16 protein-coding genes are annotated in these 16,114 nt (G+C 60.0%); 8 read left to right on the forward strand and 8 right to left on the reverse strand.

The window, feature by feature from the left end:
• Nucleotides 1–13: 13 nt before the first annotated feature.
• A complete protein-coding gene (hemB, locus tag IB250_RS17270) occupies nt 14–1,027 on the reverse strand; it encodes a porphobilinogen synthase (protein WP_007899362.1) in 1,014 nt (337 codons plus the stop codon).
• Between the two features lie 198 nt (nt 1,028–1,225).
• Between hemB and IB250_RS17275 the strand changes: the two genes are divergently transcribed.
• Nucleotides 1,226–1,858 carry a DedA family protein gene (locus IB250_RS17275; protein ID WP_192344994.1) on the forward strand — a complete coding sequence of 211 codons (633 nt, stop codon included), beginning with the start codon at nt 1,226–1,228 and terminating at the stop codon, nt 1,856–1,858.
• Here the strand turns inward: IB250_RS17275 and IB250_RS17280 are convergent.
• A complete protein-coding gene (locus tag IB250_RS17280; protein ID WP_192344995.1) occupies nt 1,839–3,086 on the reverse strand; it encodes a sterol desaturase family protein in 1,248 nt (415 codons plus the stop codon). The genes IB250_RS17275 and IB250_RS17280 overlap by 20 nt on opposite strands.
• Before the next feature lie 114 nt (nt 3,087–3,200).
• Here IB250_RS17280 and elbB point away from each other — a divergent pair, with 114 nt between their 5' ends.
• Nucleotides 3,201–3,869 carry an isoprenoid biosynthesis glyoxalase ElbB gene (gene elbB, locus IB250_RS17285; protein WP_192344996.1) on the forward strand — a complete coding sequence of 223 codons (669 nt, stop codon included), beginning with the start codon at nt 3,201–3,203 and terminating at the stop codon, nt 3,867–3,869.
• Between the two features lie 112 nt (nt 3,870–3,981).
• On the opposite strand, the gene IB250_RS17290 is transcribed toward elbB, so the two are convergent.
• Both IB250_RS17290 and IB250_RS17295 read right to left on the reverse strand, forming a co-directional pair.
• Nucleotides 3,982–4,437, reverse strand: coding sequence for a YaiI/YqxD family protein (locus IB250_RS17290; RefSeq protein ID WP_192344997.1), 456 nt, complete (start codon nt 4,435–4,437; stop codon nt 3,982–3,984).
• A gap of 106 nt (nt 4,438–4,543) precedes the next feature.
• Complete coding sequence (locus IB250_RS17295) at nt 4,544–6,442, reverse strand: FTR1 family protein (RefSeq protein ID WP_192344998.1); 1,899 nt, start codon at nt 6,440–6,442, stop codon at nt 4,544–4,546.
• Between the two features lie 315 nt (nt 6,443–6,757).
• On the opposite strand from IB250_RS17295, the gene IB250_RS17300 reads away from it, so the two are divergent.
• From IB250_RS17300 to IB250_RS17315, 4 genes are read left to right on the forward strand one after another with little or no spacing between them, the layout of a single operon-like run.
• Nucleotides 6,758–8,152 carry a COG3014 family protein gene (locus tag IB250_RS17300; protein ID WP_192344999.1) on the forward strand — a complete coding sequence of 465 codons (1,395 nt, stop codon included), beginning with the start codon at nt 6,758–6,760 and terminating at the stop codon, nt 8,150–8,152.
• A 15-nt stretch (nt 8,153–8,167) separates the two neighbouring features.
• A complete protein-coding gene (locus tag IB250_RS17305; RefSeq protein ID WP_007899347.1) occupies nt 8,168–8,539 on the forward strand; it encodes a YcfL family protein in 372 nt (123 codons plus the stop codon).
• Nucleotides 8,540–8,578: 39 nt separating this feature from the next.
• Nucleotides 8,579–9,166: a penicillin-binding protein activator LpoB gene (gene lpoB / locus IB250_RS17310; RefSeq protein ID WP_123500440.1), complete on the forward strand. Its 588-nt coding sequence runs from the start codon at nt 8,579–8,581 to the stop codon at nt 9,164–9,166.
• 3 nt (nt 9,167–9,169) lie between these two features.
• On the forward strand, nt 9,170–9,913 hold the full coding sequence (locus IB250_RS17315; RefSeq protein WP_192345000.1) for a penicillin-binding protein activator LpoB: 744 nt from the start codon (nt 9,170–9,172) through the stop codon (nt 9,911–9,913).
• A 191-nt stretch (nt 9,914–10,104) separates the two neighbouring features.
• Here IB250_RS17315 and IB250_RS17320 read toward each other — a convergent pair whose 3' ends face one another.
• From IB250_RS17320 to IB250_RS17330, 3 genes are all read right to left on the reverse strand, one after another.
• Nucleotides 10,105–10,737 carry a LysE family transporter gene (locus IB250_RS17320; protein WP_192345001.1) on the reverse strand — a complete coding sequence of 211 codons (633 nt, stop codon included), beginning with the start codon at nt 10,735–10,737 and terminating at the stop codon, nt 10,105–10,107.
• Nucleotides 10,738–10,992: 255 nt separating this feature from the next.
• Entirely contained in the window at nt 10,993–11,574 is a 582-nt protein-coding gene (locus IB250_RS17325; protein ID WP_192345002.1) for a mechanosensitive ion channel family protein, read from the reverse strand.
• Nucleotides 11,574–13,484, reverse strand: a complete 1,911-nt coding sequence (locus tag IB250_RS17330; protein WP_192345003.1) for an ATP-binding cassette domain-containing protein — start codon at nt 13,482–13,484, stop codon at nt 11,574–11,576. Before IB250_RS17330 ends, IB250_RS17325 begins: the two co-directional genes overlap by 1 nt.
• Nucleotides 13,485–13,534: 50 nt before the next feature.
• On the opposite strand from IB250_RS17330, the gene IB250_RS17335 reads away from it, so the two are divergent.
• Nucleotides 13,535–13,999: a TIGR02444 family protein gene (locus IB250_RS17335; protein WP_192345004.1), complete on the forward strand. Its 465-nt coding sequence runs from the start codon at nt 13,535–13,537 to the stop codon at nt 13,997–13,999.
• Here IB250_RS17335 and IB250_RS17340 read toward each other — a convergent pair.
• The gene (locus tag IB250_RS17340) at nt 13,996–15,123 is read right to left on the reverse strand and encodes an AlgP family protein (protein WP_192345005.1); all 1,128 of its coding nucleotides are present in this window, start codon (nt 15,121–15,123) and stop codon (nt 13,996–13,998) included. The two genes, IB250_RS17335 and IB250_RS17340, sit on opposite strands and share 4 nt — an antisense overlap.
• Nucleotides 15,124–15,315: 192 nt before the next feature.
• Here IB250_RS17340 and IB250_RS17345 point away from each other — a divergent pair, with 192 nt between their 5' ends.
• Nucleotides 15,316–15,981, forward strand: a complete 666-nt coding sequence (locus IB250_RS17345; protein ID WP_192345006.1) for an FKBP-type peptidyl-prolyl cis-trans isomerase — start codon at nt 15,316–15,318, stop codon at nt 15,979–15,981.
• Nucleotides 15,982–16,114 lie beyond the last annotated feature (133 nt).

The raw sequence follows: 16,114 nt of genomic DNA on the forward strand, positions 1-16,114 counted from the left end.
GTTCCTGGGAGGGCTATTTTTGCTCTCGTAACAATTGAGCAGCACGGACGGCAAAGTAAGTCAGGATGCCATCAGCGCCTGCACGTTTAAAAGCGGTCAGGGATTCGAGGATAACCCCTTCGCTCAACCAGCCATTCTGGATCGCTGCCATGTGCATGGCGTATTCACCGCTGACCTGATAGACAAAGGTCGGCACTTTAAATTCTTCTTTGACCCGGTAAAGGATATCCAGATACGGCATGCCTGGCTTGACCATGACCATGTCCGCGCCTTCTGACAAGTCCGCCGCCACTTCGTGCAGGGCTTCGTTGCTGTTGGCCGGGTCCATTTGATAGGAGGCCTTGTTGGCCTTGCCCAGGTTCAGCGCCGAACCCACCGCATCGCGGAACGGGCCGTAATAGGCGCTGGCGTATTTGGCCGAGTAAGCCATGATCCGCACGTTGACGTGATCGGCCAGCTCCAGCGCTTCGCGGATTGCTTGAATGCGACCGTCCATCATGTCCGAAGGCGCCACCACCTGAGCGCCGGCTTCGGCGTGGGACAGGGCCTGTTTAACCAGTGCGTCGACGGTAATGTCGTTCTGCACGTAGCCTTCTTCATCGAGAATGCCGTCTTGACCGTGGGTGGTAAACGGGTCCAGGGCGACGTCGGTGATCACCCCCAACTCCGGGAACCGGTCACGCAGGGCTCGGGTGGCGCGCTGGGCGATGCCGTTGGGGTTCCACGCTTCAGCGGCGTCCAGGGATTTGAGCTCCGGCGGCGTCACCGGGAACAATGCCAGGGCAGGAATCCCCAGCTCGACCCACTTGGCCGCCTCTTCCAGCAACAGGTCGATGGTCAGGCGTTCGACGCCCGGCATCGACGCCACCGCTTCGCGACGGTTTTCACCGTCCAGCACGAACACCGGCAGGATCAGGTCATCGACGGTCAGTACGTTTTCACGGACCAGTCGACGCGAGAAATCATCACGACGGTTTCGACGCAGGCGGGTTGCAGGAAACAAACGATTGGCGGGGGTAAAGCTCACGGCAGACTCCTGAGCCCGCGCTGGCGGGCGAGCGTGACAGTTATAAGCGGCCATTATGACGAACGGATGACAGTTGTGCTTCAGGAAGCCGCATTCCATTGTCCTTGTAGGAAATGTTCACGTCGAGACACATTTTGACACTTTCCTGAATGTGTCCGAGGGGTTAGGCTGCGCGTTCATTTCGCCAGCACCCAGACAATGCTCCAACAATTTCTTCAGGAATTCGGCTACTTCGCCCTCTTTCTCGGCACGTTCTTCGAAGGCGAAACCATCCTGGTGCTCGCGGGCTTCCTTGCGTTCCGTGGATACATGGACATCAAGGTGGTGATGCTCGTGGCATTCCTCGGCAGTTATGCCGGCGATCAGCTGTGGTACTTCCTGGGACGCAAGCACGGGCGCAAACTGCTGGCGCGCAAACCGCGCTGGCAACTGATGGGCGATCGGGCGCTGGAACATATCCGCAAGCACCCGGACATCTGGGTGCTGAGCTTCCGCTTTGTCTATGGATTGCGCACCGTGATGCCAGTGGCGATCGGCCTGTCGGGCTATCCGCCGGGACGTTACCTGCTGCTCAACGGGATTGGCGCAGCCATCTGGGCCGCCGCGCTGGCTTCCGCCGCCTATCATTTCGGCGCAGTGCTCGAAGGCATGTTGGGCAGCGTCAAGAAGTATGAGCTGTGGGTGCTGGGCGCCTTGCTGGTACTGGGCTTTTGCCTGTGGCTGCGGCGGCGCTTCAAGAATGCCCGTCTGGCGAAGAAGATCTATGCCGACGAGCAAGCGTTGAAAGCCGGACAGGCCAAGTCCAGCGAACCTACGACGCCCATCGAGTGAAGCGGTTTCTACAACAGTAGAGACCGATCCCGCTGAGCAGGCTGTAACTGAGCAGCCCCACCCAGCCCACCGCATTGCCCATTACACTGTCCGGCCATAACCCGACCATTGGCGCCAGCCACACCAGCGGCAGGTTCGACGCCAGCCGCAACAACTCCAGCCTCAACGCCTGCGGGCGATTTTCCAGGGCCGCGCCCAGCACAAACAGCCCCAGCGCCACGGCGCCCCAGCCCAACACCAGGGCTGCGGTCGGCAGACTTTGCTCCAGGTTCATCAAGTAACTGCCCAAGGCGATGTAGACGCAGAACTGCAGCGCCACATACCACTGTTGGCGCCCGTCCAGCGGTACCTCGAATTTGCGGAACTGGCTCAGGTCCGGTTTGTTCATCGGGTACTTGGCCGCCACATCCGCTGGTCGCCAACCGGTGCGCATGAACCAGATCCGCAGCTTGTCCCATCCGCTTTCGGCACGCCGGGCGTCATCCCACAGCTGCGCATAGAACTGCACATTCGCCCACAACGGATTCCAGCTCGCCAGCGGTGTGGTCACGCCGAAAATCACCGGCTCGTTGTCGTCCTCTTCCTGGAACGAGCCAAATAGACGGTCCCAAATAATGAACACCCCGCCGTAGTTGCGATCCATGTAAAGAGCGTTCTGTGCATGGTGAGCCCGGTGATTGGACGGCGTGACGAAGAACCATTCGAACCAGCCGAGCTTGGGAATGTGCCGGGTATGCACCCAGAACTGGTACAGCAGATTCAGCGCCGCAACGCTGACGAACACCACGAGTGGAACGCCGAGCACGGCCATGGGCAGGTAGAAAATCCAGCTCAACACAAACCCGGTGCTGGTCTGGCGCAAGGCCGTGGAGAGGTTGTAGTCCTCGCTCTGGTGATGCACCGAATGGGCGGCCCAGAGGATATTGCGCTCGTGGCCCATGCGGTGCAGCCAGTAGTAGCAGAAGTCGTAGAAGACGAAAGCGAACACCCAGACCCAGACGCTGTCGGCCGACAACTCGATCACGGCCAGATGCTTCAGGGCGAAGGCATAAGTCACCAGGCCGACGCCTTTGGTCAACAGACCCGTGGTAGTCGACAGCACGCCAGTGCTGATGCTGTTGATCGCGTCTGCCACGCGGTAATTGCTCACCCCGCGCCAACGGTCGGCCAGCAGCTCGACCGCAATCAGCACAAAGAAAAACGGCACCGCATACAGAATGAAGTCCATGACGCGCCCTGATCAGAATCGTTCAGCAGAGATTAGGTGGAGCCGCGTATTAACCCTATGGCAACGAGTGACAAATTAGTGGACATTTAACGCCATGAATCTGGAGAAAAGCCCATGAGCAAAAAAATTGCAGTGATCCTTTCCGGCTGCGGCGTGTACGACGGCGCCGAAATCCACGAAAGCGTGATCACCCTGCTGCGGCTGGACCAGCGCGGCGCCCAGGTGCAGTGTTTCGCACCCAATATCGCGCAGTTGCATGTGATCAACCACCTGACCGGCGAAGAAATGCCCGAGGCACGCAACGTGCTGGTGGAATCGGCACGGATCGCCCGGGGCAACATCAAGGATATCCGTGAAGCCAGCGTCGAAGACTTCGATGCGCTGATCGTTCCCGGCGGATTCGGATCGGCCAAAAATCTGTCGACCTTTGCCGTCGAAGGTGCCGGATGCAGCGTTCAGCCTGACGTCCTGGCGTTGACCGAAGCGTTCGCCGAGGCCGGCAAGCCGGTGGGGCTGATCTGCATCTCGCCGGCCCTGGCGGCCAAGATCTACGGCCCGGGCGTGACCTGCACCATCGGCAACGATGCCGATACCGCCGCCGCGATGAACAAAATGGGCGCCACCCATGCCGAGTGCGCGGTGACCGACATCGTCGAAGACAAGGCGCGCAAGCTGGTGAGCACTCCGGCGTACATGCTGGCGCAATCGATCAGCGAGGCCGCTTCCGGCATCAACAAACTGGTCGACCGCGTGCTGGAACTGACCCACGAAAACGACGAGTAAAGAAGCAAGATCAAAAGATCGCAGGCTTCGCCAGCTCCTACAGGATTTTGCACTGACCCATAATTTGCGTCGGTCACGGTCCATGTAGGAGCTGCCGCAGGCTGCGATCTTTTCAGGCTTTGCGCGACAACCGCGTAAGTATCCGGTCCAGCGCATTGGCGAATGCCTGCTTCTCGCGCTCGCCAAACGGCGCCGGCCCGCCGCTCATCTGGCCCTGCTCGCGCAGATCGGTGAACAGGTTACGCACCGCCAGCCGATCGCCCATGTTCTGCGCATCGAGCTCTTTGCCCCGCGGATCCAGTGCCGCCACGCCTTTCTTCACCAACCGGTCCGCCAGCGGCACATCGCTGCAAATTACCAGCTCACCCGGCGCCGCGTGTTCCACCAGGTAATCGTCAGCGGCATCCGGGCCGCTGGGTACTACGATCAACTTCACCAGCGTGAGGCCCGGTTTGATCTGCGGCTGGCCGGCCACCAGCACCACTTCGAACTGGCGCTTTAGGGCGAACTTCACCACCAGATCCTTGGCTGCCCGAGGGCAGGCGTCGGCATCGATCCACACGCGCATAGTGTTTCCTCTATTGAAAAGCATCGCGGGCAAGCCCGCTCCCACAAGGTTAGCGCTGAACCTGTGGGAGCGGGCTTGCCCGCGATTATGAGCGCAGCGAATGCTTTTAAGAAACCGACACCCGCCGCTTCTCGGCCATCCGGCTACGGCTATACAACACAATGATCGCAATGATCGCCACAGCCTGAGCACTCAGGGAATACGCATCAGCGTGGATCCCCAGCCAGTCGAAGTCAAAGAACGGCACCGGCCGCGTGCCGAAGATCCCGGCTTCCTGCAACGCCTTCACGCCATGGCCGGCAAACACCACCGACAATGCGCACAACAGCCCGGCATTGATGCTGAAGAACAACGCCAGCTGCAGTTTCGCCGAGCCACGCAGAATCACCCAGGCCAGACCGATCAGCATTACCAGCGCCGTTGCGCCGCCCGCCATTACGGCGTTATGCCCTGCTGGCCCGGCTTGCAGCCACAGGGTTTCGTAAAACAGGATCACTTCGAACAGTTCGCGATACACCGAGAAAAACGCCAGAATCGCAAAGCCGAAACGCCCGCCACCGCTCACCAGGCTGCTCTTGATGTAATCCTGCCAGGCCGCTGCGTGGCGACGGTCATGCATCCACACGCCGAGCCAGAGCACCATGACACTGGCAAACAACGCCGTCGCGCCTTCCAGCAGTTCACGCTGGGCGCCGCTGACGTCGATCACATAAGCCGCAACCGCCCAGGTCGCCAGCCCGGCCAACAGTGCCAGGCCCCAACCGATGTTGACGCTGCGTACCGCCGATTGCTGACCGGTATTGCGCAGGAATGCGAGGATCGCCGCGAGCACCAGAATCGCTTCCAGACCTTCACGCAGCAGAATCAACAGACCGGAAATGTAGCTTAGCGACCAGCTCAAGCCATCACTGCCTAGCAGGCCAGCGGACTCTTTCAACTTGGCTTTGGCCGCTTCCAGGCGCTGCTCGGCCTGGGCCACCGGCAAGCCGTCCTGCAACGACTGACGGTACGCCATCAGGGATTTTTCGGTGTCTTTGCGCACGTTGGCGTCGACGTTGTCCAGCGAGCTTTCGACCAGTTCGAAGCCTTCCAGGTACGCCGCTACCGACAAGTCATAAGCCTGATCGTGATCGCCGGCGCGGTAGGCTGCGATGCTCTTGTCCAGGGTGGCCGCCGTGTAATCAAGCAACTGCCCCGGACCACGCTTGACCTGGGGCGGTTGCGCTCGTTGCGCCCGGAAAGTGGCGGCCGCTTGCGGACCTTCAGCGGCCTGCACCTCGGCTGGCGTCTGACGTGCCAGGTCGGCGATGTTGTAGGTTTTCTCGGATTTGGCCGCAGCCGGATCGGCGCTGAAGCTGGCGATATAGGTTGCCAGGTCCCAACGTTGACGATCATCCAGTTGATCGGCGAAGGCCGGCATGTCGGTGCCTTCAACCCCCATGCCCAGCGTGTTGTAGATCGCATAGAGGCTCAGACGGTCCAGTCGCACGGCATCGCGCAGATTGGCCGGCGGTGGCGTCATGCCGACACCCGCCGGACCGTCACCGGCGCCCGCATCGCCATGGCACACCGAGCATTGCTGGGTATACAGCGGCGCGCCGCGAGTCGGGTCTGGAGTGATAACCGGGGCCTGGCTGACCTCATAGGTCACCGCCAGTTTTGCCCCCAGCTGCCGCGCCTGACGGGCAACATCCGCGCCGTCCTTGCGAGCGGCGATGGCAGCGCCAAGGCTGTTGACGCCCTGCTCCAGCTCTGCCCGTTCGGGTTTGGCCGGCAAATCGGCGATCAAACCTTGCAGCACTTTCAGGAATTCCTGCTGTTCGCGGTATTCAGACTCATCGATGACCTTGCCCGCCTCAACCGTCGCTGGGTAATCGGCGCCAATGTAATCGAGCAAATGCAGGGCCTTGGGCGCACCTTCCGCGGTTTCGGCCAGCGCATTGAAACTGCAAAACGCGATCACCGGCAGCACGAGCCACGCCAGAAAACGAGAGGAGGCAATCATGAATAAATCTCAAATGGAAATACGAAGTAACACATTGTTCACTCCCAATGAGTTTCACTCAAGCTTTGTTGGAATTTCCTGAGAACGCTACGTGGAGTCCGGCCTGAAATAAGTAATGGCACATTGCGAAAATATGAAATTAAAAAGCCATTACATGGCCATCATCCCTGTTTATAATGCCGCGCCGTCGTTATTGCGATATGGCATTTAAGCTCCTTTTTTATGAGGAATTGGCATGAGGCCAACAGCCCTGCCGATGGGTCCCAACAGCCCGACCAGCACGCGGCTGCTTAAATTCAGGGAAGACGTACCCTTATGGCATTCCGTGCCCCCACCTTGATCGCGCTCAGCGCTGTCACATTGCTTTCCGGCTGCTCGGCGTTTCGTAACTACGATTCGGAACTTGCACAAACCAACCAGCAACTGGCCTCCGGCAACGTCGACGCCGCATTGACCCTGCTGGAAAAGAACAACACCAGCAAAGACAAAGACCTGCTCTATTACTTCGAGAAGGGCGAACTGCTGCGCGCCAAGGGCGACTTGTCAGGCAGCCAGAACGCCTGGACCAGCGCCGATCAGGTGGTGGGCAAGTGGGAAGACGCGGTCAAGCTCGACACCGACAAGTACCTGGCTCAGTTCGGCAGCTTCCTGGTCAACGACAAGGTTCGTCGCTACGAAGGCTACGACTACGAAAAAGTCATGCTGACCACGCAGATGGCCCTCAACCTGCTGGCGGTGAATGATTTCGATGGCGCGCGCACCGCGATCAAGAAGACTCACGAACGTGAAGCGGTGATTGCCGACCTGCGTGACAAGGAATACCTCAAGAGCGAAGAGCAAGCCGAGAAAGAAGGCGTCAAAACCCAGTACAAGGATTTGCAGGGTTATCCGGTGGCGAGCCTCGACGCACCGGAAGTGGTCAGCCTGAAAAACAGCTACCAGAGTGCGTTCAGCCATTATCTGGCCGGCTTCGTCTATGAAGCCCTGGGTGAGAAAGATCTGGCGGCACCGGGCTATCGCAAGGCCGCCGAGCTGCGTCCGAACACGCCACTGCTGGAGCAGGCGCTGGTGAATCTCGATAAACCCGCCAGGAACGAGGACAGCGACATCCTGATCGTGGTGCAAAGCGGTCTGGCGCCGTCCCGCGACTCGATCCGCATTCCGCTGCCATTGCCTATCAGCAACAACGTGGTGATTACGCCGCTGTCGTTCCCGATCATCAAGCCGGATACCTCCACCGCCGTGTTCGCCCAAATCGGCGTGGACGGTCAGCAGTTGGACCTGACGCAACTCAACAGCACCACTGCCATGTCCCGTCGCGCGCTGCGTGATGACATGCCAGGCATCATCCTGCGCACCACCGTGCGGGCGATCACCCGTGGCGTGGCACAGAAGCAGATCAATGAAACCAACCCGTTGGCGGGTCTTGCCGTCGGCATCACTTCAGCTGTACTCGAAGGCGCCGATACCCGTACGTGGCGCACGCTGCCGGACAACACTCAGGTGGTGCGTCTGCGTTTGAAGAAAGGCGAGCACAGCGTCACGCTGCCGAGCGCCGTGGGCGGCTCGGTGGTCAAGGTCACCGTCGATCAGCGCTTTCAGGTCATCACCCTGCGCGCCGTGGGCAATCAAGTATTCGCCAGCGGCGTAGCTGCGCACGTGATCCCGAGCGCCAACCCGACCGCCGTGGCCAGCCTCAAACAACCTTAAGAACGGAGTCTTTGCATGCGCTTCAAATTCATCGCTGTCGTCGCCCTCGCCTTGCTGGCCGGCTGCGCCACCCCGCCACCGCCGGAGCCAGGCAGCGCGGCCAGCAAGGTCGTGGCCATGGGCAAGCTCAAGAACATCGTGGTCGGCGCCATGCGCGTGGCCCGGGAAAACGGCTTCATGACGGTCAATGCGCAGCTGAGCAACACCAGCTACAACAACAAGACCTTCTACTACCGTTTTGCCTGGCTCGGCCCTGAAGGTTTCCCGGTTGCCGAAGAAGAAACCTGGAAAAGCCAGATGATGTACGGCGAGCAGACCAGTTTCATTCAGGCGATTGCGCCAACCGCCAAAGCCGTGGATTTCCGTCTCGAAATCAAAACGCCTTAAGCCCGACACCCTATTCGTTCAGTTTTAGAGAGCATTCCCATGTTTGCACGCTTTTCGTTCATCGCCGTCATCGCCCTCCTGGCCAGCGGTTGCGCCAACACTTCGCCAACGCTTGGCAGCAAAAACATCAGCTACGGCGACACCAAGGCCGTGGAAACCGTGACCAACGAGTTCGGTTCCACCGACCTGCAGATGATCGCCGAATCCATGACCCGCTCCCTGGCCCAGTCCGGCATCCTGCAAGGCCGTCCGGTGGTTCAGGTCTACGACGTGAAGAACAAGACCAGCGAGTACATCGACACTCGCGAAATCACCACCAGCATCAAGACCCAACTGATGAAGTCCGGCACTGCCCGCTTCGCCAGCGACAACACCGCCATGCAAAGCCAGGTTGACCAGCTCAAGCTGCAAAACCAGAGCGGTTTGTACAAGAAAAGCACCGTGGCCAAGACCGGCAACATGATCGCCGCCCAATACCGTCTTGAAGGTTCGATCAGCTCGATCGTCAAGCGCAGCAGCGATTACAAGGACGTCTTCTACAAATTCAGCCTGCAGTTGATCGACGTTGAAAGCGGTCTGGCCGAGTGGATGGACGAAAAAGAGATCCGCAAAACCACGGAGCGTTAATCGATGCGCACATGGATTGGCATGATGGCCCTGGCTTGCGCGTTCAGCGTGCAAGCGGCCCCGAAAGTCGCGGTGACGGATCTGGCGTATCAGGAGCGAGTGGAGCAATACATCCACATCATTTCGGCACAGAGCAACCACAGCCAGAGTTACTACGGCGCCAGCGGCTCTTCGAGTTACAACGAGATCGAAGCGACCAGCAGCTACATCGAGCAAGGCGAGCTGCGTAAATTCACCGGCGACATCAAGGGCGAGATTCTACGCACCGGCATGTTCCAATTGGTGCAGGGCACGCCTTACACAGCATCGTCCAAAGGTGACGTGTATGACGTGATCAAGCGGATCAAGGCCGGCAGCTTCAAGGGTGCCGACTACGTGCTGTTCGGCACCGTGTCAGACATCGACTTCACCCGCGACATGAACGAGCTGGCCAACACCGATAGCTATTCGGCGGTGCTGGGGCTGACGCTGGTGGCGGACTTCAGCCTGATCAACACTAAGACCTTTGAGATCACCTCGGCTTTCACGGCGATGGGCGAAGGTCAGGACACCAAACTGGTGAATGGTCGGGACATCAAGATCTCGCTGAACCGTCCACGGGTGGTACGTGACGTGTCCAAGGCGCTGGGTGAGGATGTGGCTGCGCAATTGAGCCAACAACTCGGTGGCGGTGGTTACGAGCAGCCGGGGCAAGCGCCGCTGCGCAATAATCTGCCGCAGGATACGGCGCCGGTGATTCTGCGCTGATCTCAGGCTGGCCATCTGTAGCGAGGGGGCTTGCCCCCGTTCTGATCGTTCCCACGCTCCGCGTGGGAACGCAGCCCGGGACGCTCTGCGTCCCAAAGAGCCGAACGCGGAGCGTCCGTTGAGGCGTTCCCACGCAGAGCATGGAACGATCAGGCGACCTGAAGAGGTCGCCTTTTTTTATGCCTGAAGGTTTACACCGCGGCTTTGCGCAGGGTCGCCATGAACGCCGCCGCGCCAATGAACAGCCCGGCAAAAGTACGGTTCATGCGTTGTTGCTGCTTGGGCGTGCGCAGCAAACGCAGCACCTTGGCCGCCAGCCCGGTGTAGCCGGCCATGACGATCAGGTCGACGCCGATCATGGTCACGCCGAGAATCAGGTACTGGGCCACCAGCGGCGCGTGGGGGTCAATGAATTGCGGCAGCACCGCAAGCATGAACACCAAGGCCTTGGGGTTGCTGATGTTCACCAGAAAACCGCGGAACACCAGCGCCATTGGCTTGCCGATCTGCCGGATGGCGGCGTCGTCGCTCATGTCATTGGGCAGCGCGCGCCATTGCTTGACCGCGAGGTAGACCAGGTAGGCCACGCCAAACCATTTGATCGCATAGAACGCCGTGGCGGAGGCCGCGAGGATCGCACCCACACCGGCAGCGACAATCGCGATCTGCAAGGCCAGGCCCAGTTGCAGGCCCAGGGCGTTCCAGTAACCGCGCCAGAAACCGTAGCGCAAACCGCTGGACATCGACGCAATGGCGCCGGCGCCGGGGGAAAGACTGATCACCCAGCAGGCGGCAAAAAACGCCAGCCATGTTTGAAGCAGCATCGCACACCTCGATTCAGACTCGTGACAGACGTCTAAGCTAATGCGCCTTTGGGCCGATGACTACCGATTTTTTGCAGGACACGGCGACTGCCGACCAGCGTTTACGGCTTGAAGGGCCCATCGTCTGACGGACCGCCATCGCGGGCAAGCCCGCTCCCACAGGGTTTCGGGCTGATCACAAACCTGTAATCCGACTCCAAAAAAACTGTGGGAGCGGGCTTGCCCGCGATGGCGGTGTGTCAGGCAACAGAAGGCTTACTTTTCAAACCCGTTCGAAGAAAACACATCCGTCCCACGCCAGCGTCGAACCGAGCGCTGGAAGAACAGGCTGTTGGGCACTTGCACCATGGCGCTGCCGGTGCCGAGTTCTTCAGCTTCGATCAGCGTGGTGTAGAGCAGATTGATCGCCACCACCCGACCTTTGACGCCGGGCTTGTCGGTGGTATCCACCAACTCGACCACATCGCCGATACGGAACGGGCCGACGGTGAAGATCAGAATTGCGCATAGCAGGTTGGACAGCACGCTCCACATGGCGAAAAACGCCACGGCGGCCACCGCAACGAAACCGGACAACGCCGTCCAGAGCACCGTGGCCGACACGCCAAGGCGCTCCAGCACGAAGATCAGCGCGCTGCCCATGATCAGCCAGCGCAAACCGCCGCGCAGCGGCATGAAAAACTGCGGCGGAAACGGATAGCGTTCGCCCAGGCGAGTCAGGCATTTAGCGACGACGCGCTGGGCGATATAACCGGCCAGCAGGATCAGCAGAATTTGCACGACCAGCCAGAGCGGCTCGCCCCACACAGCCGGCAACGGCAGTTTGAAGGCGTCCATCAGGACAGTGCCTCCAGCTCCGCCTGCATGCTTTCCAGCAGTTCCAGCGCTTCCATCCAGGCTTCTTCCAGCTCGGCTTCACGCACCTTCAGCTTGGCCTGTTCAGCCAGCAGATCACGCAAGTCGTTCTTGCGCATCGGCTCGTAAATGTCGCTGTCGCCAAGGCTGGCATCGATCTTTGCCAGTTTCTCGTGCAGCTTGCCCAGCTCGGCTTCAAGCTTGTCAGCCTCACGCTTGTGCGGTGCCAATTGCTGACGCAACGCAGCGGCAGCCTGGCGCTGAGCCTTCTTGTCGGTCTTGTCCGGATTGACCGGGGTATTGCTGACCGGGGCATTGCGTTGACGGTATTCGACCAGCCAACGGGCGTAGTCTTCCAGGTCGCCGTCGAACTCCTCGACCTTGCCGTCTGCCACCAGATAGAAATTGTCAGTGGTGCTTTTGAGCAGATGGCGATCGTGTGAGACCACCAGTACCGCGCCACTGAATTCCTGCAGGGCCATGGTCAGCGCCAGACGCATTTCCAGATCCAGGTGGTTGGTCGGTTCGTCGAGCAGCAACAGGTTTGGTCGATCCCAAGCGATCAATGCCAAGGCCAGACGCGCCTTCTCACCGCCGGAGAAATTCAGTACCGGCTCATCGATACGTGCGCCGCGGAAGTCGAAGCCCCCGAGGAAGTCGCGCAAGGTCTGCTCACGCTCGGTCGGCGCCAGGCGCTGCAAGTGCAGCAACGGGCTGGCCTTGGAGTCGAGAGAATCCAGCTGATGCTGGGCGAAGTAGCCAACGACGGTGTTTTCACCGCGCGTCAGGCGACCGGCCAACGGCTCAAGCTCACCGGCGAGGTTTTTGATCAGGGTCGATTTACCCGCGCCGTTCGGGCCGAGCAAACCGATCCGCGCGCCGGGGGTCAGTTGCAGCTTGACCTTCTCCAGCACGGCTTTGTCGCCGTAACCCAGTCGAGCATCCGACAGGTCGATCAGCGGGCTGGAAATTTTCGTCGACTCGCGGAAGACGAAGTCGAACGGCGAATCGACGTGGGCGGCGGACAGCTCTTCCATCCGCTCCAGTGCCTTGATCCGGCTCTGGGCCTGACGGGCCTTGGTGGCTTGGGCCTTGAAGCGGGCGATGTAGCTTTCCATGTGCGCACGTTGCGCCTGCTGCTTCTCGTAGGCCTGTTGTTGCTGGGCCAGACGTTCGGCACGGGCGCGTTCGAAAGCGCTGTAACCACCGCGATACAGGGTGATCTTGCGTTGATCGACGTGGGCTACGTGATCGACCACGGCATCGAGGAAGTCCCGGTCGTGGGAAATCAGCAGCAAGGTGCCGGGGTAGCTTTTAAGCCACTCTTCGAGCCAGATGATGGCGTCGAGGTCCAAGTGGTTGGTCGGTTCGTCGAGTAGCAACAGGTCCGAAGGGCACATCAAAGCCTGCGCCAGATTCAGACGCATCCGCCAGCCACCGGAGAAATCTCCTACTTGCCGATCCATCTGCTCGTTGGTGAACCCAAGGCCGGCCAGCAGCTTTCGAGCCCGGGCGTCGGCGGTGTAGCCGTCGGCGCTGTCGAGTTCCGAGTGCAGGCGGGCCTGAGCGGCACCGTCATGGGCCGCTTCGGCTGCGGCGAGGTCGCGTTGCACCTCGCGCAGGCGCAGGTCGCCATCGAGCACGTAGTCGACCGCCAGGCGTTCGAGTGTCTCGATTTCCTGACGCATGTGGGCGATGCGCCAGTCGGCCGGCAGGAAGCAGTCACCCGAGTCCGGGTGCAGTTCGCCACGAATCAAGGCGAACAGGCTCGATTTGCCGGCGCCGTTGGCACCGATGAGGCCGGCTTTGTGGCCGGCGTGCAGGGTCAGCTCGGCGTCTTCTAGCAGACGTTGCGGGCCACGCTGTAAAGTGAGGTTCTGAAGTCGAATCATAATGGCGGCGGAGTCTACCAGCTTCGCTCGCAACTGGCGCGAGTAGCACTATGTCCTCTGACCTGTGGAGCTTTTCCCTTGGCACTTACGCCCGTCCCGGCGTTGAACCCGCATGCCTGCAATTGCAGTCGGCGGGTATCAATGTGTGCTTGCTGCTCTGCGGGTTATGGCTGGGAGAACGTGGCGTCGCCTGTAACGAAGTCCGATTGCAGCAACTGCGTAGCGTGGCCGAGTCGTGGGACGCAGACGTGGTGCAACCGCTGCGAGCCTTGCGGGTGAATTGGAAAGTCGTTGCCATCGGCGATAGCGAACTGAATGCGTTGCGCGAGCAAGTGAAGGCACTCGAACTGGATGCCGAGCGACATCTGTTGGTGCGACTGGAACGATCGGCGTTGAGTTGGCCGCAGGATGAGGCGACCGATCTATCGGCCTGGCTGGAAGGTGTGGCGGCGGGTGCCACCCACCTGGACCGCGACGCGCTGCATCAGCTGCGCGTCGCGGTAACCGGCACTTAGGAAGCGCTGGTTGGGGTGGTTGCTGCGATCGATGCGGCGGCCGGCGTTGGCGCTGGCGGCGTTGTCGAGGTGGCTGCTGCTAAAGCAGACGTTGCCGCCGGAACCGGGTTGGCTGGCTTGGCAACTGGCGAGGCGGCCGGCTTGGCGGCAACCGGTTTCTTCACCGCTGGTTTTGCAGCCGGTTTGGCAGCGGCAGGTTTGGCTGCCGGTTTCGCTGCGGCAGGTTTTGCAGCAGTAGCTGGCTTGGCTGCAGCAGGTTTTGCAGCAGTAGCTGGCTTGGCTGCAGCAGGTTTTGCAGCAGCAGTTTTGGCAGCCGGTTTGGCTGCAGCTTTTGCAGCTGGTTTTGCAACTGGTTTTGCAGCTGTTTTAGTCGCGACTGATTTCGCGGCTGGCTTGGCAGCAGGTTTCGCAGCGGCAGTTTTTGCAGCTGGTTTTGCGGCCGGTTTGGCAGCTGCTTTCGCCGCTGCAGTTTTCGCCACCGCGGGTTTAGCAGCAGCGGTTCTTGCAGCCGGTTTAGCGGCAGCTGTTTTGGCAGCGGCTGGCTTGGCGGCAGGTTTTGCAGCGCTTGCAGCGACTGTTTTTTTCGCCGCAGGTTTAGCGGCAGGTTTTGCTGCGGCTTTCACCGGTGCTTTGGCAGCCGGTTTGGCAGCAGACTTGGCCGGTGCTTTTGCAGCAGCCGGTTTGGCAGCGGCTTTCTTGGCAGGAGCCGCAGCTGGCTTGGCCGAACGCAGGGACAACGCCTTGCCGACAGCCTCTTGGACACGACCGACACCCTGGGCCAGTTTCAGGCTTTCTTGAGCGTCGCGTTTGAGTTGCAGGATGTAGCTGCGCGTTTCGGACTGGCGATCCTTGAGGGCATCGAGCAAGTTCTCAAGTTCTTTCACCGCCTCCTTGGCCTTGGCTTGCGCCTTGGCTTTGCCGGCCGCCGCAGCGTCCTGCAATTTGGTCCGGGATTTATGCAACTTTTCCTGTGCTTTTCCGCGCTGCTTCTCCAGTTTGGCGAGCAGTTTTTCAGCATCAGCCAAGGCTTGGGAACAAGCGTTTTCCAAATGCTCGAGCAGGCTGCCCGAGAGTTGTTGGAGTAAGTGCAACGGAGTATTTACTGGCTTCTTGGTGGCCGACATGGTTTACCTCCTGGCTGACGTGAATGCGGCTCATACTAGACCTCTGCTGCAACCGCCGCTAGGGCATGTTGACAGTATCGAAAGCACTACGTTGCAACGAAGTAAAAATGTTCTGTGCTTGCGCAAAACCAGTTCACCTTTGAATGCATTCACACTGGCATAATCCTGCGCATCTCAGGTCGGAGAGTGCCCATGTCGCGCTACCTATTTTTATCGCTGTGCGTGTTTTTTTCCGTGGCCCAGGCCGCCGAAAAAACCGCCGCAAATGACACTCACGATCTCGCTTACAGCTTGGGCGCAAGTCTTGGCGAACGCTTGCGCCAGGAGGTTCCGGACCTGCAACTTCAGGCCTTGCTCGAAGGTTTGCAGCAAGCCTATCAAGGCAAGCCGCTGGCACTGAAAGATGAGCGGATCGAACAGATTCTGGCTGAGCATGAAGCCCGGGTTGCCATGCAGTCGCCTGTGCCGCAAAGCGAATTGGCATTGGAAAACGAACGACGGTTTCTCGTTGAAGAAAAAGCCAAACCCGGCGTTCGCGAACTGGCCGATGGAATATTGCTGACAGAGTTGGCGCCGGGCACCGGTGCCAAGGCCGGTCCGAATGGCAAGGTCCAGGTGCTGTATATCGGACGCCTGCCTGACGGTTCAGTGTTCGACCAGAACAGCCAACCGCAGTGGTTCAGTCTGGATAGTGTGATCACGGGTTGGCGCAGTGCGCTGCAAAACATGCCGGTCGGCGCGAAATGGCGCCTGGTGATCCCATCGGCCCAAGCCTATGGTGCCGACGGTGCCGGCGACCTGATTGCGCCATTCACGCCACTGGTATTCGAGGTCGAATTGCGCGGTGCTAAAAGCTGAAAACCGGATCGAGTAGGAGGCGGCTTCACAGCCGCCGTCCTCTCACACCACCGTACGTACGGATCCGTATACGGCGGTTCAAGTTATGCGATTAAGCCGAGTTATCGTATCCAGTATTGAGACCAGTCCAAGC

The organism is Pseudomonas sp. PDM09, from assembly GCF_014852305.1.
Taxonomy (GTDB): Bacteria; Pseudomonadota; Gammaproteobacteria; order Pseudomonadales; family Pseudomonadaceae; genus Aquipseudomonas.

Coding starts and splice junctions, on each gene's coding strand:
- IB250_RS17325 (WP_192345002.1), bottom strand. CDS start 11,574: ATGGACGCCTTCAAACTGCCGTTGCCGGCTGTGTGGGGCGAGCCGCTC.
- IB250_RS17295 (WP_192344998.1), bottom strand. CDS start 6,442: ATGATTGCCTCCTCTCGTTTTCTGGCGTGGCTCGTGCTGCCGGTGATC.
- elbB (WP_192344996.1), top strand. CDS start 3,201: ATGAGCAAAAAAATTGCAGTGATCCTTTCCGGCTGCGGCGTGTACGAC.
- IB250_RS17305 (WP_007899347.1), top strand. CDS start 8,168: ATGCGCTTCAAATTCATCGCTGTCGTCGCCCTCGCCTTGCTGGCCGGC.
- lpoB (WP_123500440.1), top strand. CDS start 8,579: ATGTTTGCACGCTTTTCGTTCATCGCCGTCATCGCCCTCCTGGCCAGC.
- IB250_RS17290 (WP_192344997.1), bottom strand. CDS start 4,437: ATGCGCGTGTGGATCGATGCCGACGCCTGCCCTCGGGCAGCCAAGGAT.
- IB250_RS17300 (WP_192344999.1), top strand. CDS start 6,758: ATGGCATTCCGTGCCCCCACCTTGATCGCGCTCAGCGCTGTCACATTG.
- IB250_RS17335 (WP_192345004.1), top strand. CDS start 13,535: ATGTCCTCTGACCTGTGGAGCTTTTCCCTTGGCACTTACGCCCGTCCC.
- IB250_RS17275 (WP_192344994.1), top strand. CDS start 1,226: ATGCTCCAACAATTTCTTCAGGAATTCGGCTACTTCGCCCTCTTTCTC.
- IB250_RS17340 (WP_192345005.1), bottom strand. CDS start 15,123: ATGTCGGCCACCAAGAAGCCAGTAAATACTCCGTTGCACTTACTCCAA.
- IB250_RS17345 (WP_192345006.1), top strand. CDS start 15,316: ATGTCGCGCTACCTATTTTTATCGCTGTGCGTGTTTTTTTCCGTGGCC.
- IB250_RS17280 (WP_192344995.1), bottom strand. CDS start 3,086: ATGGACTTCATTCTGTATGCGGTGCCGTTTTTCTTTGTGCTGATTGCG.
- IB250_RS17320 (WP_192345001.1), bottom strand. CDS start 10,737: ATGCTGCTTCAAACATGGCTGGCGTTTTTTGCCGCCTGCTGGGTGATC.
- IB250_RS17330 (WP_192345003.1), bottom strand. CDS start 13,484: ATGATTCGACTTCAGAACCTCACTTTACAGCGTGGCCCGCAACGTCTG.
- IB250_RS17315 (WP_192345000.1), top strand. CDS start 9,170: ATGCGCACATGGATTGGCATGATGGCCCTGGCTTGCGCGTTCAGCGTG.